The organism is Reyranella sp., assembly GCF_044224635.1.
Taxonomy (GTDB): domain Bacteria; phylum Pseudomonadota; class Alphaproteobacteria; order Reyranellales; family Reyranellaceae; genus Reyranella.
Map to the genome: position 1 here is coordinate 120922 of NZ_JBGAKA010000016.1, position 23369 is coordinate 144290.

Here is a 23369-nt window from a genome sequence, read left to right on the forward strand (position 1 = left end):
GAGACTGCGATGGCACGCGAGTCGATGGAATACGACGTTGTGATCGTTGGCGGCGGCCCGGCCGGGCTGTCGGCGGCGATCCGTCTCAAGCAGCTCGCGGCAGAGCGCAATCACGAGGTCTCGGTCTGCCTGATCGAGAAGGGCTCGGAGGTCGGCGCCCATATCCTGTCCGGCGCCGTGATCGATCCGATCGGCATCAACGAGCTGATCCCCGATTGGAAGGAGAAGGGCGCGCCGATCGAGACCCAGGTGACCGACGACCAGTTCGTCTTCCTGAGCAAGACGGGCTCTTATCGTTTCCCGGGCTTCCTGATGCCGCGCCTGATGAACAATCACGGCAACTACGTCGTCAGCCTGGGCGATGTCTGCCGCTGGCTGGCGCAGCAAGCCGAAGCGCTGGGCGTCGAGATCTACCCGGGCTTCGCCGGCGCCGAGGTGCTCTACAACGAGGACGGTTCGGTGCGCGGTGTCGCCACCGGCGACATGGGCATCGGCAAGGACGGCAAGCACAAGGATACCTATACCGAGGGCATGGAGCTCCTGGGCAAGTACACGCTGATCGCCGAAGGCGCGCGCGGCTCGCTCGCCAAGCAGCTGATGGCCAAGTTCGACCTGCGCGACGGCGTCGACCCGCAGAAGTTCGGCATCGGCCTGAAGGAGCTGTGGCAGGTCGATCCCACCCGGTTCAAGAAGGGTCTGGTCGTTCACTCGATGGGCTGGCCGCTCAGCGAGAGCGGCACCGACGGCGGCTCCTTCATGTACCATTTCGGCGACAACCTGGTGTCCATCGGGTTCGTCGTGCACCTGAACTACGAAAACCCCTACGTCTCGCCGTTCGACGAGTTCCAGCGCTTCAAGACGCATCCCGAGGTCACCAAGTATCTGCAGGGAGGCAAGCGGTTGAGCTACGGCGCGCGCGCCATCAACGAGGGCGGCGTGCAGTCCGTCCCCAAGCTGATCTTTCCGGGGGGCGCGCTGATCGGCTGCTCCGCGGGATTCGTGAACGTGCCGCGCATCAAGGGCAGCCACAACGCCATCAAGAGCGGCATGCTGGCGGCCGAAGCGGCGTTCGAGGCGCTGGCCGCCGGCAAGACCGGCGGGGACGAGCTGATCGCCTACCCCGTGAAGCTCAAGGCGTCGTGGCTGTGGAAGGACCTCGACAAGGTGCGCAACGTGAAACCGGCTCTGCGCTGGGGGACCATGCTGGGCACGGCCTATGGCGGCATGGACATGTGGCTGCACGATCTCGGCATCCGAGTTCCGTGGACCCTGCGGCACAAGAAGGCCGACCACGAATCGCTGCGTCCGGCCGCCGAGTTCCAGCCCATCCAGTATCCCAAGCCGGACGGCGTGCTGTCGTTCGACAAGCTCTCCTCGGTGTTCCTGTCCAACACCAATCACGAGGAGGACCAGCCGGTCCATCTCAAGCTGCGCGATCCGTCGATCCCGATCGCGGTCAACCTGCCGCTCTATGCCGAGCCGGCGCAACGCTACTGCCCGGCCGGCGTTTACGAGGTTGTCACGTCCGACAGCGGACAGCCGCGCTTCCAGATCAACGCGCAGAACTGCGTCCACTGCAAGACCTGCGACATCAAGGATCCGGCCCAGAACATCGACTGGTGCGTGCCCGAAGGGGGCGGCGGTCCCAACTATCCCAACATGTGAGCCGCATGCGACGTACATCCCTAGCGCTGCTTTCGGCAGCTCTGCTCGTTGCTCTTCCGGGTGTCGGCACTGCCCAGCAGGGCGGCACGCCGCAGGCCAGGCCGCCGGTTGCGCGCCCGCAGGCGGCGCCGCGCGGTCCGCAGTTTGCGGCGATCACGTTGAGCGGGCGCTATCTCGCCGCGCGCGTCGCCGAGCAGGATCACGACTACGACGCGGCGGCCGATCAGTTCGACCTGGCGTTGGCCCTGTCGCCCGGCGATCCGGACCTCGTCTACTCTGCCTTTCGGCTTCGTCTCTATGCCGGCCGCATCGACGCTGCGGCCCAGCTGGCGCCGCAGGTCCTGTCCAAACGTCCAAACGACGGGTTCGCCAATCTCGTGATGGCGGTGCAGGCCATCAAGAAGGGCGACTACAAGGCCGCCGAGCAGCAGCTCAGCCGCATCGGCGTCGAGAACCAGATGGGCCCGCTGCGCGACTACGTCATGGCGTGGCTCAAGGCGGGCGACAAGGATTTCGCGGCAGCCCGCGCCTTCCTCGCCAAGCTGAAACCCGCTGCCGGCGAGCGTGCCGAGGCGCCGGCGCTGGTGATCGCAGCCCAGATCGACGAGATGGCCGGCGACAAGGCGGCAGCGGAAACCAAGTACCGGCGTGCCATCGAGCTCGACAAGAATTCATTGCGCACGACCATCGCCGTCGCCGAGGGGCTGCGCCGCCTCGGCAAGGCGGAGGATGCCAGCGAAATCCTCAAGACCTACGGCGAGAAGTACAGCGACAGCGTCGTCGTCGATGGCCTGATCGGTCCCAATGCGCCAATGCCCAAGCCGCCCGGCCCGGCTGCCGGCATCGCCGACATCCTGTTCAACATCGGCGGCATCCTGGCCTCCGACCAGCGCAACCAGAACGGCGACGTCGCCTTGATCTTCTATCAGATGGCGGCGAGCCTGCAGCCGGAGCACGACTTCGCCTGGCTGATGATCGCGGGGCTGTACGAGCAGTTCCAGCTCGTGCCCAAGGCGGTTGCCTCGCTCGCCAAGATCGGGCCGAACTCGCCGCTCTATTGGCAGGCCAAACTGCGCGCCGCGGCACTCGACGCCCAGCAGGACAAGTTCGACGATGCGGTGAGCAAGTTGCGCGTCCTGGCGGCCGAGAAGCCGGAGCGCATCGACGCCGCGCTGACCCTGGCCGACTTGCTGCGCGGCAAGGAGCGTTATGCCGAAGCCGTGCAGGCCTACGACACGGTGATCAATCGTCTGCGCAACACCGACGAGCGCCACTGGATGATATTCTTCAGCCGCGGCATCGCCTTCGAGCGCCTCAAGATGTGGCCGAAGGCCGAGCTCGACATGAAGAAGGCGCTCGAGCTGTCGCGCGAGCAGCCGCATGTCCTGAACTATCTCGGCTACAGCTGGATCGACCAGGGCATGCATCTCGACGAAGGCATGAAGATGCTGGAGCGCGCCACCGAGCTTCGCCCCGACGACGGCGCCATCACTGATTCGGTCGGCTGGGCGTTCTATCGCCTCGGCCAGTACGACAAGGCCGTCGAATGGCTCGAGCGCGCCACCGAGCAGAAGGGTGATGACGCGACCATCACCGAGCATCTCGGCGATGCCTACTGGCATGTCGGCCGCCGCCGCGAGGCGCGCTTCCAGTGGGAGCGGGCGCTCCACCAGAAGCCCGACAAGGACCGCATCGCCGTGATCCGCGACAAGCTGGCCAACGGGCTGAGCGCCGCCAACGACAAGCCGACCGTCTACGAGAAGGCGGCCGACGGCAAGCAAGGCGGCTGAAGCGTCCGGGCTGCGGTCGCTCATTCGGTGCGGACGGCCTGCGCCAAGGTCAATCTCTGGCTGAACGTCGTCGGCCGGCGTGCCGACGGCTACCATCTGCTCGATTCGCTGGTCGCCTTCGTCGATCTCGCCGACACGGTCGACGCGCAGCGGAGCGACCGGCTGTCGCTCGAGGTGACAGGGCCGGGGAGCGCCGCGCTTGCCGGCGAGGCGGATAATCTTGTCTTGAAGGCCGCCCGCCTGCTGGCCGAGCGCGCCGGTGTGCCGCCGCTCGCCGCGCTCAGCCTCGTCAAGCGCATCCCGGTCGCGGCCGGCCTGGGCGGCGGTTCGGCCGACGCCGCCGCCGCCTTGCACGTCCTCGCCGAGCTTTGGCGCCTCGCCTTGCCCGAGGACACGCTGTTGGAGGTCGCCGGCGCGCTCGGCGCTGACGTGCCGATGTGCCTCGCTGGCCGCACCGCGCTGGCGACCGGAATCGGCGACCGCCTGCAGCCGGCGCCGGCCTTGCCGCCGCTCGCGATCCTGCTGGTCAATCCCGGCGTCGCCTTGCCGACGCGCGATGTCTTTGCCGCGCGGCGCGGCCCGTTCGCTCCCGCCCGCCCGATGCAGCCCGCCTGGCGCGACGTGCCGGATCTCGTGGCGGTCCTCGCCGAGCGCGGCAACGATCTCACCGAGGCGGCGATATCGCTGCAGCCCGTCGTCGCCGAGGTGCTCGCCTTCCTGCGCCGGGGCGAGGGGACACGCTACGTTGCCATGAGCGGCAGCGGAGCCACCTGCTATGCGCTTTACGATACGGTGGCGGCAGCCCGGCGAGCGGCCGCCGCGGTCCCGGACACTTGGTGGCGCCACGCCGGCGGGTTCGTCTCGCCGCCGGCCTGACAGCGCGGAACCTTGCCGACCCCGGTCCCGTTTAGCGCGTTGATGCCGCAGGAGAGACGAGCACAGGAGATAAGACCAACAGGAGATATGGCAATCAGGAGACGGCGATGAACAATCGAGACGAGCTCATTCGCACCAAGCTGCTCGATCGGCTGACCAGCGTGAACGTCGACATCCGCATGGTGGCGCTCGAGGTCAATCACGGCGAGGTGAACGTCCGAGGCGCGGTTCCCAGCATCGAGCAGCGCTCACGCGCCCTCGAGGCGCTGGCCGGAGCCCATTCCATAGAGCTCCAGGTCCGCGATGTGCCGCCGGCTGACAGCGCGGACGGCAGGGGGCGGTCTCCCCGGACTGGAACGTCGGAAGAATCCGCCCATCAAAGCCGGCACCAGACCGATCAAACGTGACGTGACGAGAAGCGGCTGTTCCTAAAGCGTGTTGCTTCAAGTGGAAACCTCACCCTGAGGAGCCGCGCATTGCGCGGAGTCTCGAAGGGTGGGCAACAGACGTGCTTTAGTCCACCCTTCGAGACGCGGCCTGCGGCCACTCCTCGGGGTGAGGTCTTCTTTTGGTGCTTCGGCCGAAAAAGATCACGCTCCGACGGGGCGGCCGGCGGGATCAGCGGCTCGCCGTGGTCAGGACGGCGCCGACGCCGATGAAGGTGCCGCCTGTCGCGCGGTTGAACCAGCGGCCATGGCGGGCCAGCCACGGGGCGATGCGCTGCGCCATGCCAGCCAGCAGCAACTCGTAAGCCACCTCGACCACGACGAACGTTCCGCCGAAGACCAGCAGCTGGAAGACGTAGGAGTCTCCCGCAACGATGAACTGTGGCAGGAAGGCCGCGAAGAAGATCAGCCCCTTCGGGTTGGACACCGCCACCAGAAAGCCCTGGTTGAACATGCGCAGCCTGTTCGCCCGCTGCGGCAGGGCACCCTGTGACCCTGGCGCGATGCCGGGGGCCGGCGAGCGCCACACCCGGACGCCGAGATAAACGAGGTAGCAGGCGCCGCTCCACTTGGCGATCGTGAAGGCATGCTCTGACGCCGCCAGCAGCGCGCCCATGCCGGCAAGGGACGCCGCGATCAGGACGAAGAAGCCAAGGCCGCCGCCCAGCACCGTGTAGATCGTGGGCCGCAAGCCGAAGCAGGCGCCATGCGTGAGTGTCAGCAACCCGTTCGGCCCCGGTGTCAGCGACAGGCCGATCGCGGCGACGAGATAGACAAACCAGAGTTCGACGCTCATCCGCGTATCAACGTCATCAGCGCTTCTTCGTCGAGCGTGGCCGCCTGGTCCGCGCCGTCGAGGAAGTCGGCCGATAGCGCGCGTTTCTCGGCATGAAGAGCAAGGATCTTCTCCTCGATGCTGTCCTTCATCACCAGGCGGTAGACCGTGACCGGCATCGTCTGCCCGATCCTGTGGGCGCGATCGGTCGCCTGATCCTCGACGGCCGGGTTCCACCATGGATCGAGATGGATGACGTAGTCCGCTCCCGTCAGGTTCAACCCGAAGCCGCCGGCCTTGAGGCTGATCAGGAAGAGTTCCGCCTCGCCCGCCTGAAAGGCCGCGACCCGCCGCGCACGCTCGTTGGCGGGCGTCGATCCATCGAGGCGCAGCAGGCGCACGCCGGCGTCCTTGAGGGCTGCTTCGACAAGATCGAGATGTCCGGTGAACTGGCTGAACACCAGGGCGCGATGCCGGTTGGCGATCAGCTCGGCCGTCAGATCGAGCAGCGCCGTGAGCTTGGCGCTCTCCAGGCCGGCCGCGGCGTCGATCAGCGCCGGGTTGCAGGCGGCGCGCCGCAGCCGGGTGATCTCGGCCAGGATGCGAATGCGCGCCTGGCTGCCGGCGCCCGACGCTGCCGACAGGTTGTCCAGCGCCTTGCGCCGCAGCGCTTCGTAGAAGGCGCGCTCCTCCTCGCCCGGCTCGATCTCCAGGGTGATCTCGGTGCGCGACGGCAACTCCGCCAGCACCGCTGCCTTGGTTCGCCGCAGCAGGAACGGCCGCACCAGCGTCTTCAGGGCCTGGCGGGCCTGTCCACCTGCGTGGCCTTTCTCCATCGGGCCGGCAAAGCGCCGATGGAAGCTGTCGCGCGAGCCCAACAGGCCGGGGATGACCGTGTCGTACAGGCTCCACAGCTCCTCCAGCCGATTTTCTACCGGCGTGCCGGAGAGGCCGAGGCGGAAATCGGCGACGATGCGCCTGCTCGCCTGCGCCCGTCGCGTCTCGGCGTTCTTCAGGCTCTGGGCCTCGTCGAACACGGCGATGGCGAAGCGGCGCGAGGCCAGCGCCTCGACCTCGGTGTGCAGCAGGCCATAGCTCGCCACCAGGACGTCGCCGGCGGCCAATCCTTCGATCAGGGCGGCACGATCGGCAGAGGCCGCCAGCATATGCACCTTGAGCTCGGGCGCGAACCGGTTGGCCTCGAGCATCCAGTTGTGACAGACCGAGGTCGGCGCAACGACCAGGCTTGGTCCCTGGGCGGCGTCGTTCAACAACAGCGCCAGCGTCTGCACGGTCTTGCCGAGCCCCATGTCGTCGGCGAGACAGGCACCCAATCCCAGCCGGCTGAGCCGAGCGAGCCAGACGAAACCCTGCCGCTGATAGTCGCGCAGGTCGGCGTCGAGCCCGGCCGGAAGCGCCGGTTCGTAACGCTCCGCCGCGGCCAGCTTGTCCTTCAGCTCATGCCATCGGTGATCGGCCTTCACCGCACCGGCGGCGCCGACCAGCTCCTCGACGGCGCCCACGCCCGCCGCGGCGATGCGGTGCTTGCCGCGGATCGCCTCGGTGACCGCCGCGAAGCCCTCGAGGCGGCGCCTGAGATCTTCCGTCAGGGCCAGATAGCGACCGTCGTCCAGGGCGATGAAGCGGCTTGGCGACGTGCCGAGCCGGGCAAGGATATCGGCCATGTCGAGCACGAGATCCTCGTCGACGCGCACCTCGCCTTTCACCTCGAACCAGTCCCGCCCCGCCGAGATGTTCAGGGACAACGATCCGGCAGCGATGGTGCGTGTCGGCTTGATCGCCGCGCCCTCCGGCCATTCGAGACGCAGCGGATCCTTGAACTCGTGCAGCTGCTGCAGCGCCTCCAGCGCGGCGTCGAGCGACTCGATGCGCCATGCATGGTCGGTCTCGCGCCATGAAGCCAGGGCCGGGCAGGCGGTCGCCACCGCCTCGAGTGCGGCCTTCTCTCCCTCGAGGTCACGGTTGACGCGACGATGCGCGCCGCCCGCCGGCACGAGCACCGAGCGCGCCCCCACGCCTGGAACATAGGTCGGTCCGTCTTCGCCCAGCGGGCGGACCAGCGCGCGTACGGTGAAATCGCCATCCTGTGGCGCGATCTGCAGAACCGGCGTCGTGTCGCCAGTGTCGACCGCGCCGCTCGCGCCGGCGATTTCGGAGCGCACCGGAAGGCGCGGACCGTCGGTCGCGATCAGGGCGACAACCCGGTCGCGGGCTTCCTTGGGCGCCTCCAGGCCGCGCGGCCCCAGGATGGCGTTGAGCTCCACCATCGCCGGCGTCACCTCGATGACGCGCCAGCGGGTCGGCGTTTCGCGTTCTACGAACACCTGCGGAGTGTTGCAGGGATGCGAAAGCTCGATGTGCAGGTGGTCGCCGATCTCCCGTACGACCAATTCCACCGGGTGGCCGACGATGTCGATCCGCCGATCCGGTGCATTGGCATCGAACACCCGTGGATGGCCGATCAGGGCAGGCGGAGACCGCACATCGTCGAACTCGTAGCCCGACTCGTAGTAGGCATAGCGGTTCGAGATCGTGCCCACGACCTTCACGTCCTCGTCCGTCAGGTAATCGAGCTTGGTGTCGCGCTGATGGAGGCGTTTCAGGGAAACCGCCCGGCCGGTGGTCCAGCCGTCACGCTTGGCCATCTGCTCGAGAGGGACGATCTCCAGCGTATCCGAATCGAACGTGAAGATGAGGCGGCGATCCCGCGCAGGCGCTTCGGCCTTGGCGGCCTGCGGCGGGGCGAGGAACGCCTGCACCTTGTCGAGCGCGCGATCCCATGCAGGCCGGATCGGGACGATCTTCATGAACTCGCGGGCGTAGCCGCTTCCGAAAGAATCCAGCGCGTCCCGCCAGATCCCCGGGTTCGCCAGGACGGCGGCATGGGCTTGCGCGATGATGCGTGCGGGCAGGCGTGCGTAAGTGCCCCAGCGTTGGATGGCCCGCCAATCCGGATCCTCGCGCGCGCTCACCTTCGGCGCATCGATCACGGCGAGCGCCATGGTCGCGACAGCGGCGTCGAGCGGCGCCTCCTGGTTGCGCGTTGGGCCCGAGAGGCGGACGAGGTTGTCGGTCGACTTCCTGGCGAGATCTTCGCGTGCTGAGTCCAGCTCCATGAGGCCGGAGACAGCAGTTGCGACGATCGATCGAGTCTGGCCGATGATGTCGCGCAGCGCCGCGATCTGGTTGCGCAGCGCTGGATCATTCGCCGCGAACAGCGCCAGGAGGTGGAAGACCGAGAATTCCCGCGGCAAGGCCGCCTTGTTGCGGCCGATTGCCTTGCGATGCTGGGTCAGTGCCGCGCGAAATTGCCGGAGACTGTCGACCGCCGAGCTTGTCAGGAACTCCAAAGCCGCTTCGGCCGCCAGGGCCGCGACCGGGTCGAAGCCGCGGATGCGCCCGATGCGGACGCGCGCCGCTTCGGGGCGTTCGCCGAGAATGTCGAGGCGCATCAGCGCCCGGTCGAGGAGGGGCGCTGCGGCCCAGTCCCGATCGCGCTCGAGCAAGGTGTCGATGAGCGCGTCGGCAGGGCCGGCGAAGATACCATGATCGATCGCCATCTCGACGTGCGCTGCGGCGACTCGATCGGCCAGGGTGGGGCTCAGGCCGTCGATGAAGCCGATATCGCGCGGACAATGGGACAACAGCAACGGGGCCGTGCCGAAACCGCCGCCGTGGCGCTGATCGGAGGGTCCGGCGACGGCCATCAGGCGATCGACCGTGGCGCTATCGTTGGCGAGAGCGGCCAGCCGGACCGAGCGCGCCATCTCGACGTCGGAATAGGGCGACGTTGCCCAGTGGACGTATCCCGGCTGGTCGTGCCAGCCCTTGGGCATTGCGCCACGCACGGCATCGACGACAGAAGCGGCTCCGGTCCGGCGGAGGACGCGGAGCGTCAGGGGGTCGCGCCAGCCTGACGCAATAGTGCCGTCGTCGACGAGCACGCGCCGGCGGCCCAACATCCTGATGCTGTCGTCGACCTTCGACAGCGACCAAGCCTTGCCGTCGGGAGCCGTCGACCGGACGGCGCGCACGACCGAGAAAAAATTGCTTCTCGTCATGGGCCCGCCCACGAGCGCTTTCAGCTCCGCGATCGCCAGATCGTCAGGAGCCAAGTCGGACAGGGCATTGGTTTGTTCAGGCGGTGACAACGGTCGGCAACGTGGAAGCGAGTGGCGGTACGGAGAAAATGGCCTCTCGGTACATTCATAACACTCAGGAACGGTCGCAGGCTGTGGACATTCCTGGCACCTTGACCGAAGAAGATCGCGCGCTAGTTCGGCTTGCCTCCCGTCAGCCTGCGCATCTCCTTCAGCGATTCGAACAGCTCCCTGCTGGGTTCGCCGGTCTGCGCCAGGCCGACGCTGCTCTGGTATTCGCGGATCGCAGCGCTGGTCATTGGACCTGGCAGCCCATCCGGCTCCTCGCGCGTGAAATTGAGGTCGCGCAGCAGCCGCTGAATGGCCCTCACCTGCTCGGCAGTGGCCGCAGGCCAGGCGTTGGGATCGACCTTGGTCTCGGCGGGGTCAATCATGGCGGCGGCCGTCGGCTGACCGGGTCCGGCTTTTGTTCCTCCGGCGGTGGTGCGGCGGGCGACCGCCTCCTGCAAGGCGGCGTAAACGTCCTTCGTCGGCTCGCCGGTTTCGCGCAGGTTGGCGCTGCGCTGGAACGCACGGATGGCGTCGCGCGTCATCGGCCCTATGTCGCCGTCCGGCTTGTCGCGCAGCAGATTGAGCTCGACCAGTCCCTGCTGGATCGCCTTCACCTGCTCGATCTGGTCGCGAGGCCATCCGGCGGGATCGGATGGGCCCTCCGCATTGCGCCGGGCAACCGCACGCTGAAGCGCGGCATGGACATCCCGGGTCGGCTCGCCGGTTTCGTCCAGGTTGGCGCTGCGCTGGAACGCACGGATGGCGTCGCGCGTCATCGGCCCGATGTCACCGTCCGGCCTGTCGCGCAGCAGATTGAGGTCGATCAGGGCCTGCTGGATCGCTTTCACTTGCTCGATCTGGTCCTTGGGCCACTTCGTAGAATCAGCGGGAGCCTCGGCGTTGCGGCGGGCAATCGCGCTCTGCAGGGCGGCGTAGACCTCCTTGGTCGGCTCGCCGGTTTCGCTGAGATTGGCGCCGCGCTGGAAGCCGCGGATGGCGTTGCGTGTCTGCGGTCCGATCTCGCCATCCGGCCTGACGCGCAGGAGGTTGAGATCGACCAGCGCCTGCTGGACGGCGCGCACCTGCTCGTTGGCGGTCTTCGGCCAGCCCGGCGGATCGGAGTCGGTCTGCCCCGAGGGCGCCGCGGGCTCGGTCGGCGGCTTGGGCTGGTCTGCCGCTGCGCTTTCGGTGGCGGCTTCCGGCTTCGTCTTGGTCTCCGTCTTGGCCGCGGTCGTGCCGTCGCGACGGGCGATCTCTTCCTTCAGGGCGACATAGACTTCCTTCGTCGGGTCGCCGGTTTCGCGCAGGTTGGCGCTGCGCTGGAAGGATCGGATCGCCGCGCGGGTTACCGGTCCCAGGGCGCCGTCGGGCTTGTCGCGCACCAGCCTCAGGTCGAGCAGGGCCTGCTGGATGGCGCGAATCTGGTCGGCGGCCGATTTCGGCCAGCCCGGAGGGTCGACCTCCGGCGAGGGTGGCCGGGCCGACCCACTCGGCGCTGGCGCCACCGGCGCGGCCGGCGGTTTGGCGGGCTGCAAGGCCGCGACGATCTCCTTGAATTCGGCTTGGCCGAACTGCTGCGCCCGCTCCAGTTCGCCCGGCAGCAGGATGCGCTTCAGGGTCGTCGCGCGTTGCGCGGCCGTCCTGCCCAGCTGGCTGTCACTGCCGCGATTGGCCTGGGTTTCGAACTCGGCGGCGATCGCGAACCAGGCGAGCGCCATCGCCTGGTCCTTCGGCGTCACGTCGCCGCGCTCGTAGATGTCGCCAAGCGTGAACATAGAGGCGCTCATGCCTTGACGCGCCGCCGAGCGCAAAAGCTCGATCGCTTCCTTGCCGTCGCGCGGGACGCCCTTGCCCTCGCGCAGCATCAGGGCGAGGTTGTGCTTGGCCATCGCCATGCCGCCCTCGGCCGCCTTGCGGTACCATTCGGCGGCGCGCGTCGAATCCCGCTCGACGACGAAGCCGCGCTCGTACATCACCCCGACATTGAAGGCCGACTGGGCCGACCCGCCTTGGGCCGCGCGCAGCATCCAGCCGGCGGCGGCCTGCTGGTCCTTCGGCACGCCGATGCCCTGGACCAGACGGCGCGCCAGCTCTTCCATCGCCGGAATGTCGTTGGCGTTCGCCTTGGCGCGAAGCTGGTCGATCGGCATCGCCGTCCAGTCGATCGCCGGCGCCGGCGGTGGGCCGGCCGGCGCGGGGGTCGCCTGCTCGGGGGCGGCGGTCGGGCGGGTGAACTCGGCGGATGTCGGCCCCGGCGGCGGCTCGGCAGCGGGGAGCGCCGGGTCGACGACTGGCGGAGCCGCCGGCTGGGCTGGCGGACTCGAGTCTTGTTGTGCTGGCTTGTCCGGCGTCTGCGACAGCGTCACGCCAGTCGTCGCGCCGAGCGCGATGAGCGCGGTGCCGACCAGCACGACGGACTTCGTGGTGCGCATGCGCGATGTGGAGCCGTCGGTCATGGCCTGAGAATAACCGAGACCGGGCTCTGTCGAGAAGGCGTCGTGCGATGGCGAACGACCACCAGGAGTGTCAGCAGCACGACTGCACCGGCCTGATGGGTGGTGGCGAGCGCAATGTCGACGCCGGTCAGGATCGTGGCGATTCCGAGGCAGAGCTGGAGCAGGGCCATTGCCCCGGCTGCGACTGTCTCGGTTTGCGGTGTGCGCCAGGCAAGCAACAGGATCGCCAGCGCCAGCAAGATGGCAAGCCACCGATGGATGAACTGGATGGTCGTGCCGTTCTCGAACAGATTCACCCACCACGGCGACAGCTCAAACAGGCCGGGCGGGATCCAGTAGCCCGACATGGTCGGGAACGTGTTGTGCGAGGCGCCGGCACGCAGGCCGGCCATCAGCGCGCCCCAGATCAGCACGACGAACAGCCAGAGGATCAAGATCGTCGAGTGCCGGCGCGTCGCCGGGTCGTCATGCCGGTCGCGCTGTGGACCGAGTTGCAGGATCAGCCACACCGTGTAGGCATAGAGCGCGATGGCGAGCGCGAGATGCCCCGCCAGCCGGTAGTGGCTGACCGCCGGGCGATCGACCAGGCCGGAGGCCACCATGACCCAGCCGAGCGCTCCCTGCATCCCGCCCAGCACCAGCAGCGCCAGCAGGCGCGGCTTCAGCGCCGGCGTCAGGCGACCGCTGAGCCAGAACCAGGCGAGCGGCAGGGCGAACACCACGCCGATCAGGCGGCCCCACAGGCGGTGAAGATATTCGAGCCAAAAGATCTGCTTGAAGTCGTCGACGCCGAAACCGCGATTGATCAACCTGCCTTGCGGCGAGGAAAGATATTTCTGCAGCTCGGCCTGCCAAGCCGGCTCGGAGAGCGGCGGCAGCCAGCCGGTGACCGGTCGCCATTCGACCATCGACAGGCCCGATTCGGTCAGCCGCGTGAGCGCCCCCAGCACGATCATGAGGAAGATCATCGCGGCGACGACGATCAACCAATTGCGCACGGAGACCGGGGCGGATTGCATGGCGGCCGGACCATGCGTGAACCGGCGTGCGCCGTCATCTGCATTAATGTCGCGAAGCGGGCCGATGCCTTGCGCTCGCGGCCTGCCTTGTTTAAGCGGTTCGCGTACGAACGATCTTCCTTTCTGCAGAAACCGGATATTTGGCAATGACCTCGCCTTCGCTGCGCCATGGTCTCGACTTCGACGACCTCTACGACCGCGACGGTCTTGCCCGCCTGGACGCCGCCTTTGTCGATTGGCTGAGGGACGCGAACGTCGCAGGGCACGCCCGCCTGATGGCGGCGCGCGCCGTGCCCGATCAACTCGCACCGAAGGACGAGTCCAATCTCCTGATCGAGCTGGCGCGTCCGCTCGAGGATTTCATCGCCGCCCTGTTCGGCGTTTCCGACGAAGCGACGGCGCTGCGCCAGCATCACAACGTCCTGGCGCCGCTCTACGACTGCAAGCGGCTGTTCGTGCAGCGCTATGTCGCCCGCGTGATGAAGGCCGACGCCGGGCAGGCGCTCGACGGCAACGCGCTGATGGCCGAGATCGCCCTCATGCTCGACCATTCGGCAAACATCGACGACGGCCTCGAGGCTTGGGAGCTCGCCTTCGCGCTGGCCGTGCGGGCCGAGACCGGTCCCGAGTTCAAGGTCGACTCGCCCTCGCCCCGGATCGAGGCGCTGACGCGCTATGCGGCCTGGGCGCTGCATCATCCGGAGGGCAAGCGCCGTCATCGCGACGGGCCGCTGTTCAAGGTCCCGCACAAGCTCGATTTCGAGCACCTGGTGCCGGTCGAGACGGAATTGGTCGACGGCGTCACGCGCATGAAGCTGCCGCGGCCGATGCTGCGCCATCGCGACGGCTTCGGACTGACCGACGCGGGTTTCGACCTGATGCGCACGCTCGATCACGCGAATTACTGCATCTGGTGCCACAACCAGGGCAAGGACAGCTGCTCGCGCGGGCTCAGGGATCGCAAGACCGGCGCCTTCCAGAAATCTCCGTTCGGCGTGATCCTGGCCGGCTGCCCGCTCGAGGAAAAGATCTCGGAGATGAATCTCCTGAAGAGCGAGGGCTTCTCGATCGGCGCGCTCGCTATGGCGGCCGTCGACAATCCTCTGCTCGCTGCCACCGGTCACCGCATCTGCAACGACTGCATGAAGGCGTGCATCTACCAGAAGCAAGAGCCCGTCGACATCCCGCAGATCGAGACCCGCACTCTCAAGGACGTGCTCGGCCTGCCGTGGGGCTTCGAGATCTATTCCCTGCTGACGCGCTGGAACCCGCTCGACCTCCGCCGTCCCCTCCCGCGTCCCGCGTCAGGGCGCACCGTGCTGGTGGTCGGGCTGGGTCCGGCGGGCTTCAACCTGGCGCATCACCTGATGAATGACGGCCACGCCGTCGTCGGCATCGACGGACTCAAGATCGAGCCGCTGCCGGTGGCGCAGTCCGGTGTGATGGCCGACGGCACGCGCCGGCCCTTCGCCGCCGTGCGCGATGTCGCCACCCTGCGCGAGGATCTCGGCGAGCGCGCCATGGCGGGCTTCGGCGGCGTCGCCGAGTACGGCATCACGGTGCGCTGGGACAAGAACTTCCTCAAGATGGTGCGGCTGCTGCTCGAGCGGCGGGCGCAGTTCTCGATGTTCGGCGGCGTGCGCTTCGGCGGCACGGTCACCGTCGAGAGCGCTTTCGAGATGGGCTTCGATCACATCGCGCTGTGTGCCGGCGCCGGCAAGCCCACCGTGCTCGACCTGCCCAACGGTCTGGCGCGCGGCGTGCGCGCGGCGTCGGACTTCCTGATGGCCTTGCAGCTCACCGGCGCCGCCAAGAAGGATTCGATCGCCAACCTGCAGATCCGCCTGCCCGTTGTGGTGATCGGCGGCGGCCTGACCGCGATCGACACCGCCACCGAGTCGCTCGCCTACTATCCGCTGCAGGTCGAGAAATTCCTGCGGCGTCACGAGGTGCTGCTCGCAGAGCGCGGCGAGGCGGCAGTGTTCGCCGCCATGAACGAGGAGGAGCGCGGCATCGCCGCCGAGTTCATCGCCCACGGCAAGGCCATCCGCGCCGAGCGCGCGACAGCGACACGCGAAGGGCGCGATCCCGAGATCGCCAAGCTGGTCAATGGCTGGGGCGGTGTCACCATCGCCTATCGGCGCCGCCTGATCGATTCGCCTTCCTATACGCTGAACCACGAGGAAGTGCTGAAAGCGCTGGAGGAGGACATCCGCTTCGCCGAAGGCCTCTCGCCTGTCGCCGTGGAGATCGACAGCAACGGTCATGCCTGCGCCCTGCGCGTTGCCGGCGAGCAGAACGGCGCGAAGGTCGAGGCGACCCTGCCGGCGCGTTCCATCCTGGTGGCCGCCGGCACACAGCCCAACACCGTGCTGGCGCGCGAGGATGCGTCGCACGCCTTCATCGACGGCAAGTATTTTCGCGCCCTCGACGAGCAGGGCAATCCGGCGACACCCGAGCGCGTCGCCAAGCCCGACGTGGTGCGGGTGCTGATGTATCGCGCCGCCGACGGCCGCTTCATGTCGTTCTTCGGCGACCTTCATCCGTCGTTTGCCGGCAATGTCGTGAAGGCGATGGGCGGCGCCAAGCAGGGCTATCCGGTGCTGACACGCAGCATGGAGTCGTTGCCGGCGTCAAAGCACACTCCGGCCGAGATCCTGGGACACGCCAATCGCGACTGGCGCGCCAAGGTGGTGCGGGTCGAACGCCTGACGCCGACCATCATCGAGGTCGTGGTCGAGGCCCATGCGGCGGCGCGCAACTTCGAGCCGGGACAGTTCTATCGCCTGCAGAACTACGAGGCGCGCTCGCGCCATGTCGATGGCACGCTGCTCACCATGGAAGGCTTGGCGCTGACCGGCGCCTGGGTCGACAAGAGCAAGGGCCTCCTGTCGCTGATCACGCTCGAGATGGGCGGCTCGTCCGATCTCTGCGCCTTGCTCGAGCCCGGCGAGCCGGTGATCGTCATGGGCCCGACCGGCACGCCGACCGAGATCGAGCCGGGGGAGACGGTGGTGCTGGCGGGCGGCGGGCTCGGCAATGCGGTGCTGTTCTCGATCGGCCAGGCGTTCCTCAAGGCCGGCAGCAAGGTGCTGTACTTTGCCGGCTACAAGAAGGTGAGCGACCGCTACAAGATCGAGGAGATCGAGGCGGCCGCCGACGCCGTCGTGTGGTGCTGCGACGAGGCGCCGGGCTTCACGCCGCGGCGGCCGCAGGACAAGGCCGTGGTGGCCAACATCGTCGAGGCGATGCGGCGCTATGCGGCCGGCGAGCTCGGCGAGCAGCCGATCCCGTTCTCCGCCACCGACCGCATCGTCGCCATCGGCTCGGACGGCATGATGAATGCCGTGCGGCTGGCGCGACACAAAGTGCTGAAGCCCTACCTGTCGCCGAAGCACCGGGCGCTCGGGTCGATCAACTCGCCCATGCAATGCATGATGAAGGAGATCTGCGCCCAGTGCCTGCAGCTCCACAAGGATCCGGTGACCGGCAAGGAGTCGGTGGTGTTCTCCTGCTTCAACCAGGACCAGGAGCTCGACAAGGTCGACTTCACCTGCCTGCGCCAGCGCCTGCGCCAGAACGGCGTGCAGGAGAAGATCGGCGCCCTGTGGATCGACCGCTCCCTGCGCAAGCTCGGCAAGCGCGCGGCGTGAGCGGACAGGCCTAGAGAGATCTGTCGCGCTTCTTGTCATCCTGAGCGTCTTGTCATCCTGAGCGCAGCGAAGGATCTCATCGCCAGAGGGCCAAAACACGCCTGTGGCCAGCGGCGATGAGATCCTTCGCTGCGCTCAGGATGACATGAGGGCAGCCGGATGCCTGGATGACATCACCGCTGCCGGCCCTGATAATGGCGTGTCCTAGCCTCAGGGGAGACCCGCCATGGCGCCTCAGTTGCACACGCTCAAGGTCGGCAAGCTGGCCCAGTCCTCGCGCCTCGAGTTCGGGCCGCTGGCCTTCTACCATCCGCTGGTCGCCGACGGTGACACGCCGGTCCGTACCGGCATCCAGACCTCGGCGCCCGGCTACGTGGCGCCGATGCACTGGCATCCCTACGTCGAGCTTTTGTTCATCATCGAGGGCGAAGCCGACGTCTGGCTGCAGGGCGGCGAGGCCAACCCGACCCGCCTGACGGCGGGCGACTGCGTCGCGCTGCCGGCCGACATCCCGCACAGTTTCAGCACGGTCGGCGACAAGCCGATGCGCCTGCTCGGCATCCACGCCAATCCCGACCGCATCTCGACCTATGTCGACGGCAGGAAAGTGGTCGGCGGCTACCCGGTGGTGGAGCCCGCGGCGGCGAGCTGAGGGCGAGGAAAGGTCCCTCGCTTACGGCGCTTGCTTCGCAAGCGCCTGCTCGGGATGACAGGGTGCGCGTAGCGACACCAATGATGTCATCCCGAGCGTAGCGAGGGACCTTTGGTTTCAGCTACTCAGACCGCCCCGTACCCTTGTCCATCTTGCGCGGATCGCCCTGCTTGCCCTTTTCCTCGGCCACCTTCAGCTCGGCCGCTTCGACCGAATCGACGGCGCGCCTGGCCTCCTGCGCGGCCTTGTCGACCTTGCCCTTCTTGATGAACTCGGCGGTCGCCTGGTTGTAGTCGCGCGTGCCGCTGTAGCTGCCTTCGCCTTCGATGCGATTGTCGTTCTTCGGCTTGTCGTCCATGGCAATGCTCCTCGGTTGTCAGCCGAGGGAGAACGGGGCGGCCGGCCCAAGGTTACGGCCAGGATTCCCGGAATCCGTGCCTAGGGTTTGCGCACGAAGCGGAACAGAACCTTGTCCTGGCTGTAGTAGCGCAGCTGGTCGACGATCCTGGGGAAATAGGCGCTGCCCACCGTCACCGGCATGAAGGCATCGAGATCGAGCGGGCGCACCGTCACGGAAAAGCCCTGCTCGGTGAAGATCCGGGCGACGCAATCCAGCGAGTGATCGTAGATCGGGATCGACGAGGTCTCGGAGATGAGCCGGCGCCAGCGCGGCCATACGGCGCTGTCGGTATGGCAACCCATGGCCGCCACATAGGCGCCGCCGACGCGCAGGGCCGCCCTCAAGTCGAGGGCATGCTGGGCAAGGTCGGGCAGCAGGTAGAGCACTTCGTGGCTGAAGGCGAAATCGAAGGCGCGTCCCAGGCCGGCTGCGCTGTCGGCGACCCTGTATTCGATCGGCCGGTGTCCCTTCAGCAACTCGGCGCGGGCAACCGATTCGCGGGCGATGTCGAGGCCGACCGCCGACTTGAAGGGCTGGCGATCGTAGAGCAGGCGCAGGAAACCGCCTTGGTTGCAGCCGTAGTCGAGGATGGTCGAGCCGCTGAGATCGTGCGGTACCGAGACATCGACCATGCGCCGCCAGATCGGCGCATGGGCGGCGCCCATCGCCTCTTCGTCAGCGGGGCTGCGGTTCCAGGTTGCGATCGTCGAGGGACGCTGCATGGCTTCCTCCCGTTCTGGGTGAAAGCGTAGCACGATCGTGTGACCGTTTTGGTCCCCAGGGTTTCACCAGCAGCGGACCGGCGATCAGCGTGCCGAAGGCAATGATGCCGATCGCGATCGCGGTGAACACGCCGTCGAGACCGAGGCCGAGCTTGTCCACCGCCAACCAGCCGCCCAGGGTGGCTACCGCCATGCGGGTGATGCCGGCGAAGAACGGCGCCTTCATGCGGCCGGCGCCCTGGCTGGCAAAGCTCAGGGTCATGCCGAGCCCGAACAGGCAGTAGAACGGCGCCACGTGCGTGATGTAACCCACGGTGGCGGCGATCACCTGGGGGTCCGACGTGAACAGGTGGGCCCAGCCCTCGGGAACCAGGGCGACGATCCAGCCGAAGGCGCCGATCAGGGCGAACGCGACCAACCCGCCGAACCACGCGGCACGCACCGCGCGCCTCCAGTTGTTGGCGCCGGCGGCCACGCCGACCAGGGTGGTGAGGCCCGAGCCGATGCCGAAGGCCAGCGGCACCAGCATGAACTCGAGCCGCACGCCGATGCCGTAGCCGGCCAGGGCGGCGACGCCGAAGCGGCCGACCAGGCCGGTGATCAGCATCGCCGTGAGATTGGCGGTCAGGGCGGAGAAGGAGGCGATCAGCCCGACCCGCAGGATCTCCCAAAACAGCCGGCCCTGCAGCGGGATGCCGGCAAGCGAAGGAACGAAGCCGAGCTTGCCGCGCCACAGCGCGTGCGCCTGCAGCAGCGCCGCCGCGGCCATGGTCGCCACCGAGGACACGGCCGGTCCGGCCATGCCGAGGCCCGGCCAGTCGCCGATGCCCAGGGCCAGCACGCCGGACAGCGGGATCTGAGCCAGCGAGGAGACCAGCATGTAGCGGCCAGGCGTTGCGGCATCGCCGCCGCCGCGCAGCAGGGCGGCGAGGAAGAAATTGGCCCACACCGCGACCGCGCCGGTGAACAGCACGTGGCTGTAGGTTTCGGCGTGGGCCAGCGCCGCGCCGCTGCCGCCCAGCAGGCGATAGAAGGTGGGCGCGATGGTCCAGGCCATGAGCGTGAACAGCAGCGCCAACCCGAGCCCTAGGACCAGGGCATGCAGCACCAGGGCGCGCGCATCGTCGAGGCGGCCGGCGCCCAGGGCGCGCGCCGTCGCCGCGGCGACGCCGCCGCCCATGCCGCCGGCCGCCATCATGGTCATCAGCATCATGAACGGAAAAACCAGGGCGAAGCCTGCCAGGGCGTCGGTGCCGAGTCGGCCGAAGAAATAGGTTTCGGCGATCGCGACCAGGGTCTGCGCGACCATGACGGCGGTCGTCGGCCCGGCGAGGCGCAGCAGGCTGACGCCGAGGGGAGCGGTGAGAAGCGGATGGGAACTGGACTGGGACATGGGACTGGGACAACCGTTCCAATTGGGTGCATATGCACCGTATCAGCCCGCGCTGTGCTGTCACCTGACAAAAGGCCGGCATGCCATTAGCTTTTTGTCATGACCGACCAGCAGCCCGCCGCGACCCACCAAGATCGTCCCCTGGCCAAGCCGACCGTGCAGGTCGAGAACGACCGCGTGATCGTCACCGAATGGCGCTTTCCGCCCGGCAGCCATACCGGCTGGCACCGCCACAATCATGACTATGTCGTCGTCCCGGTGACGACCGGCGAGTTGCACATCTTCGACGGCAAGACGACGGTGCCGGCGCCGTTGCGGGCCGGCGTCTCCTATGCCCGCCAGATCGGGGTCGAGCACGACGTCATCAATCCCAACGCCTTCGAGTTCGTGTTCGTCGAGATCGAGCTCAAGGCGTGACGTCCGGGGGCGGCCGCCGATAGGCGCTAAACCTTGGTCGAAGACCCAGCAAAAACCTCCTCCTGAGAGCCTGTGACTTTTTCGGCGTCATCGTCTTCGGCGATGCGATGAGGAAGGGAAAGGTCCTCGCTGCGCTCGGGATGACACCATTGCTGTCATCCCGCCCACGGGTGGCTGCCCAGGCCGCGACCCGATCCCGCAGGAAGCCTGCATTGACTTGGGGAGATGCAAGCGTCATATGAAGGGCCGCCAGAGGTCCGGCCCGCCCATGGGCCTTGATGAGACCCTTTCACAGTCCAGCGGAAAAATGGACTAAGTTACGGAAACTAAATGAGTTTTGAGAGTTTGGGGCTGAGCGCCCCGGTACTGCAGGCAGTTGCTGACAAGGGCTACACCCAGCCCACCCCGATCCAGGAAAAGGCCATTCCCATCGTGCTGATGGGTCGTGACGTTCTGGGCTGCGCCCAGACGGGGACCGGCAAGACCGCCTCTTTCGTGCTGCCGATGATCGATATCCTCGCCGAGGGCCGCGCCAAGATGCGCATGCCGCGCTCGCTCATCCTTGAGCCGACGCGCGAGCTGGCCGCCCAGGTGGCCGAGAACTTCGAGATCTACGGCAAGAACAACAAGCTCAACATGGCGCTGCTGATCGGCGGCGTGAGCTTCGAGGATCAGGAGCGGGCGCTGGAGCGCGGCGTCGACGTCCTGATCGCCACACCCGGCCGCCTGCTCGATCATTTCGAGCGCGGCAAGGTCCTGCTGAACGACGTCAAGGTGCTGGTGATCGACGAGGCCGACCGCATGCTCGACATGGGATTCATCCCCGATGTCGAGCGCATCGTCAGCCTGCTGCCGCCGCTGCGCCAGACCCTGTTCTTCTCCGCCACCATGCCGCCCGAGATCAAGCGGCTGGCCGACCGCTTCCTCAGCAACCCGAAGGAGGTCGCGGTGTCGCCGCCGGCCTCGGCCGGCACCAACATCGTGCAGGGCCTCGCGGTCGTGCCCGAGGACGACAAGCGCGAGGCACTGCGCCAGCTGATTCGCAGCCAGGACGTCAAGAACGCCATCGTGTTCTGCAACCGCAAGCGCGACGTCGCCATCCTGCAGGGCTCGCTCAAGAAGCACGGCTTCAATGCCGGCGCCCTGCACGGCGACATGAGTCAGCCGGCCCGCATGGAGACGCTCGAACGCTTCAAGCAGGGCGAGATCCAGATCCTCGTGGCGTCGGACGTCGCGGCGCGCGGCCTCGACATCGTCGACATGAGCCATGTCTTCAATTTCGACGTTCCCTTCTCGCCGGAGGACTACGTCCATCGCATCGGCCGCACCGGCCGGGCCGGCAAGACGGGTCATTCGTTCACGCTCGCCTCGCCGTCCGAGGGCGACCTCGTGCAGGCGATCGAGAAGCTGATCGGCACCGCCATCCCGCGCATCGAGGTGCCCGGTGTCGAGCTCGTGGCCTTCGAGGAATCGGACGGCCGCCGTCGTGGCCGGGGCCGCGGTCGCGGCCGTGGCGCCGAGCGGACCCGCGCGCCGCGCGAGCGCCGGGAGCGGCGACCGCGATCGGAGCGGCCGGAGGAGAGGCTTACCGAAGAGCCTGTCGAGCGCGTCCAGCATGCCGGCGAGCACGAGCAGCCCGCCGGTGAGCATGGCGGCGATCGCCCGGAAAGTCGCGGTCATCGCGGTGAAGGCCGCGCGCGGCGCTCCGAGGAGCGCGGGCATCGCGCCGAGCAGCACGGCGATCGCCCCAAGCGCGGCGAGCGCCAGCACGAGCCTCGCGGCCAGGGCGGCGAAGAGCGCGCGCAGCGTGCCGAGCGGCCACCGCGCGAGCGTCAGCCCGAAGGTCGCGAGCCCTATCGCGAAAGTCGCGAAGACCGTCGCGACCATCGCGAGGACCGCCGCGAGCGGCGGCCGGAGCATCGCGCCGAGCGTCGGCACGAGAGCCGGCGGGACCGTGAGGAGCGGGCGCCGATGGGGCTGGGCGATCATGTTCCGGCCTTCCTCGCCCGGCCGCCGCGCTAGACTGACCCCTGAGCCGGGGCGGCGCCATGCAAACGATCTTCATCATGGTGAAATGCGAGCTGGGTAAATCGTACGCCGTGGCCGACGATGCCTGCGGCGTCGAGCAGGTGTCGGAGGTCTATTCGACCTCCGGCGAGTACGACCTGCTGATGAAGTGCTATCTCGACGACAAGTCCGACATCGGCCACTTCGTGACCAGCCGCATCCAGACCCTGCCCGGCGTGAAGGACACGTTCACCGTCATCACGTTCAAGGCCTTCAGCTGACCATGGCCGAGGAGAGGAATGCCGGCCAGCGTCTCGAGGTCGGCATCGAACGTCTCATCATGGCCAGCCGCTGGCTGCAGGCGCCGCTCTATATCGGGCTGGTGTTCGTGCTCGGCGTCGTCGTGGTCAAGTTTCCCTTCAAGCTGTGGGACCTCGTCCAGCGCGCCCTGATCGTCGAGGAAGGCGACCTCGTGCTGGCGGTGCTGTCGCTGGTCGACCTCATCATGGTCGCCAACCTGGTGGTGATGGTGATCATCTCGGGCTACGAGAACTTCGTCAGCCATATCGATTCCACCAGCACGACCGAGAAGCTGAGCTGGTTCGGCAAGCTCGATGCCGGCTCACTCAAGATCAAGCTGGCGAGCTCGATCGTGGCGATCTCGTCGATCCATCTCCTGCAGCGTTTCCTCGAGGCCAACACGGTGAGCAACGACAAGCTCTATGTGCTGATGGTCATGCACATGACGTTCGTGGTGTCGGCCCTGCTGCTCACCTACATCGACCGCCTGTCAGTGGCGAAGAAGGTCGACGGCGGGCCTTGAGCCGTCAATTATCCCGGACCGCGTATGTGGACGGCCCCTTGATTACAAGAGTTTTTTGACGCCAGCGGCGTCAAAAGAGAGTTGGGGAGTGGTCTGCGGCGAG

General features: G+C 67.5%; 17 protein-coding genes. 10 read left to right on the plus strand and 7 right to left on the minus strand.

Annotated elements, in window-relative coordinates; genetic code table 11:
- Nucleotides 1-9 precede the first annotated feature (9 nt).
- From ACILR9_RS16395 to ACILR9_RS16410, 4 genes are all read left to right on the plus strand, one after another.
- Nucleotides 10-1665, plus strand: a complete 1656-nt coding sequence (locus tag ACILR9_RS16395; protein WP_395711016.1) for an electron transfer flavoprotein-ubiquinone oxidoreductase — start codon at nt 10-12, stop codon at nt 1663-1665.
- 5 nt (nt 1666-1670) lie between these two features.
- Nucleotides 1671-3455: a tetratricopeptide repeat protein gene (locus tag ACILR9_RS16400; RefSeq protein WP_395711017.1), complete on the plus strand. Its 1785-nt coding sequence runs from the start codon at nt 1671-1673 to the stop codon at nt 3453-3455.
- Between the two features lie 27 nt (nt 3456-3482).
- Nucleotides 3483-4331 (plus strand): 4-(cytidine 5'-diphospho)-2-C-methyl-D-erythritol kinase, encoded by an 849-nt coding sequence (locus tag ACILR9_RS16405; RefSeq protein ID WP_395711018.1) that lies wholly within the window; start codon nt 3483-3485, stop codon nt 4329-4331.
- A gap of 107 nt (nt 4332-4438) precedes the next feature.
- Nucleotides 4439-4738, plus strand: a complete 300-nt coding sequence (locus ACILR9_RS16410) for a hypothetical protein (RefSeq protein WP_395711019.1) — start codon at nt 4439-4441, stop codon at nt 4736-4738.
- Nucleotides 4739-4949: 211 nt separating this feature from the next.
- On the opposite strand, the gene ACILR9_RS16415 is transcribed toward ACILR9_RS16410, so the two are convergent.
- The 4 genes from ACILR9_RS16415 to ACILR9_RS16430 form a co-directional block, all read right to left on the minus strand.
- Nucleotides 4950-5573, minus strand: a complete 624-nt coding sequence (locus tag ACILR9_RS16415) for a LysE family translocator (protein WP_395711020.1) — start codon at nt 5571-5573, stop codon at nt 4950-4952.
- Nucleotides 5570-9634, minus strand: coding sequence for a DEAD/DEAH box helicase (locus tag ACILR9_RS16420; RefSeq protein WP_395711021.1), 4065 nt, complete (start codon nt 9632-9634; stop codon nt 5570-5572). Before ACILR9_RS16420 ends, ACILR9_RS16415 begins: the two co-directional genes overlap by 4 nt.
- 212 nt (nt 9635-9846) lie before the next feature.
- On the minus strand, nt 9847-12180 hold the full coding sequence (locus tag ACILR9_RS16425) for a peptidoglycan-binding protein (protein ID WP_395711022.1): 2334 nt from the start codon (nt 12178-12180) through the stop codon (nt 9847-9849).
- Nucleotides 12177-13199: a COX15/CtaA family protein gene (locus tag ACILR9_RS16430; RefSeq protein ID WP_395711023.1), complete on the minus strand. Its 1023-nt coding sequence runs from the start codon at nt 13197-13199 to the stop codon at nt 12177-12179. Before ACILR9_RS16430 ends, ACILR9_RS16425 begins: the two co-directional genes overlap by 4 nt.
- 146 nt (nt 13200-13345) lie before the next feature.
- Here ACILR9_RS16430 and ACILR9_RS16435 point away from each other — a divergent pair, with 146 nt between their 5' ends.
- Complete coding sequence (locus ACILR9_RS16435; protein WP_395711024.1) at nt 13346-16852, plus strand: FAD-dependent oxidoreductase; 3507 nt, start codon at nt 13346-13348, stop codon at nt 16850-16852.
- Nucleotides 16853-17078: 226 nt separating this feature from the next.
- Nucleotides 17079-17504: a cupin domain-containing protein gene (locus tag ACILR9_RS16440; RefSeq protein ID WP_395711025.1), complete on the plus strand. Its 426-nt coding sequence runs from the start codon at nt 17079-17081 to the stop codon at nt 17502-17504.
- Between the two features lie 121 nt (nt 17505-17625).
- On the opposite strand, the gene ACILR9_RS16445 is transcribed toward ACILR9_RS16440, so the two are convergent.
- The 3 genes from ACILR9_RS16445 to ACILR9_RS16455 form a co-directional block, all read right to left on the minus strand.
- Nucleotides 17626-17862: a hypothetical protein gene (locus tag ACILR9_RS16445; RefSeq protein WP_395711026.1), complete on the minus strand. Its 237-nt coding sequence runs from the start codon at nt 17860-17862 to the stop codon at nt 17626-17628.
- Nucleotides 17863-17942: 80 nt separating this feature from the next.
- Entirely contained in the window at nt 17943-18626 is a 684-nt protein-coding gene (locus tag ACILR9_RS16450) for a class I SAM-dependent methyltransferase (protein WP_395711027.1), read from the minus strand.
- Nucleotides 18580-20019 carry an MATE family efflux transporter gene (locus ACILR9_RS16455; protein ID WP_395711028.1) on the minus strand — a complete coding sequence of 480 codons (1440 nt, stop codon included), beginning with the start codon at nt 20017-20019 and terminating at the stop codon, nt 18580-18582. The genes ACILR9_RS16450 and ACILR9_RS16455 overlap by 47 nt, the downstream gene beginning before the upstream one ends.
- Before the next feature lie 99 nt (nt 20020-20118).
- On the opposite strand from ACILR9_RS16455, the gene ACILR9_RS16460 reads away from it, so the two are divergent.
- The 4 genes from ACILR9_RS16460 (at nt 20119) to ACILR9_RS16475 (ending at nt 23266) form a co-directional block, all read left to right on the plus strand.
- Nucleotides 20119-20436, plus strand: a complete 318-nt coding sequence (locus tag ACILR9_RS16460; protein WP_395711029.1) for a cupin domain-containing protein — start codon at nt 20119-20121, stop codon at nt 20434-20436.
- Nucleotides 20437-20766: 330 nt separating this feature from the next.
- The gene (locus ACILR9_RS16465; protein WP_395711030.1) at nt 20767-22458 is read left to right on the plus strand and encodes a DEAD/DEAH box helicase; all 1692 of its coding nucleotides are present in this window, start codon (nt 20767-20769) and stop codon (nt 22456-22458) included.
- Between the two features lie 26 nt (nt 22459-22484).
- Entirely contained in the window at nt 22485-22724 is a 240-nt protein-coding gene (locus tag ACILR9_RS16470; protein WP_395711031.1) for an Lrp/AsnC ligand binding domain-containing protein, read from the plus strand.
- 2 nt (nt 22725-22726) lie between these two features.
- The gene (locus tag ACILR9_RS16475) at nt 22727-23266 is read left to right on the plus strand and encodes a TIGR00645 family protein (RefSeq protein ID WP_395711032.1); all 540 of its coding nucleotides are present in this window, start codon (nt 22727-22729) and stop codon (nt 23264-23266) included.
- Nucleotides 23267-23369 lie beyond the last annotated feature (103 nt).

Excerpts from the sequence above, each read along its gene's own strand:
- ACILR9_RS16395 (WP_395711016.1), top strand. The coding sequence starts at position 10 with ATGGCACGCGAGTCGATGGAATACGACGTTGTGATCGTTGGCGGCGGC.
- ACILR9_RS16400 (WP_395711017.1), top strand. The coding sequence starts at position 1,671 with ATGCGACGTACATCCCTAGCGCTGCTTTCGGCAGCTCTGCTCGTTGCT.
- ACILR9_RS16410 (WP_395711019.1), top strand. The coding sequence starts at position 4,439 with ATGAACAATCGAGACGAGCTCATTCGCACCAAGCTGCTCGATCGGCTG.
- ACILR9_RS16415 (WP_395711020.1), bottom strand. The coding sequence starts at position 5,573 with ATGAGCGTCGAACTCTGGTTTGTCTATCTCGTCGCCGCGATCGGCCTG.
- ACILR9_RS16420 (WP_395711021.1), bottom strand. The coding sequence starts at position 9,634 with ATGACGAGAAGCAATTTTTTCTCGGTCGTGCGCGCCGTCCGGTCGACG.
- ACILR9_RS16425 (WP_395711022.1), bottom strand. The coding sequence starts at position 12,180 with ATGACCGACGGCTCCACATCGCGCATGCGCACCACGAAGTCCGTCGTG.
- ACILR9_RS16430 (WP_395711023.1), bottom strand. The coding sequence starts at position 13,199 with ATGCAATCCGCCCCGGTCTCCGTGCGCAATTGGTTGATCGTCGTCGCC.
- ACILR9_RS16435 (WP_395711024.1), top strand. The coding sequence starts at position 13,346 with ATGACCTCGCCTTCGCTGCGCCATGGTCTCGACTTCGACGACCTCTAC.
- ACILR9_RS16440 (WP_395711025.1), top strand. The coding sequence starts at position 17,079 with ATGGCGCCTCAGTTGCACACGCTCAAGGTCGGCAAGCTGGCCCAGTCC.
- ACILR9_RS16445 (WP_395711026.1), bottom strand. The coding sequence starts at position 17,862 with ATGGACGACAAGCCGAAGAACGACAATCGCATCGAAGGCGAAGGCAGC.
- ACILR9_RS16450 (WP_395711027.1), bottom strand. The coding sequence starts at position 18,626 with ATGCAGCGTCCCTCGACGATCGCAACCTGGAACCGCAGCCCCGCTGAC.
- ACILR9_RS16455 (WP_395711028.1), bottom strand. The coding sequence starts at position 20,019 with ATGTCCCAGTCCAGTTCCCATCCGCTTCTCACCGCTCCCCTCGGCGTC.
- ACILR9_RS16460 (WP_395711029.1), top strand. The coding sequence starts at position 20,119 with ATGACCGACCAGCAGCCCGCCGCGACCCACCAAGATCGTCCCCTGGCC.
- ACILR9_RS16465 (WP_395711030.1), top strand. The coding sequence starts at position 20,767 with ATGAGTTTTGAGAGTTTGGGGCTGAGCGCCCCGGTACTGCAGGCAGTT.
- ACILR9_RS16470 (WP_395711031.1), top strand. The coding sequence starts at position 22,485 with ATGCAAACGATCTTCATCATGGTGAAATGCGAGCTGGGTAAATCGTAC.
- ACILR9_RS16475 (WP_395711032.1), top strand. The coding sequence starts at position 22,727 with ATGGCCGAGGAGAGGAATGCCGGCCAGCGTCTCGAGGTCGGCATCGAA.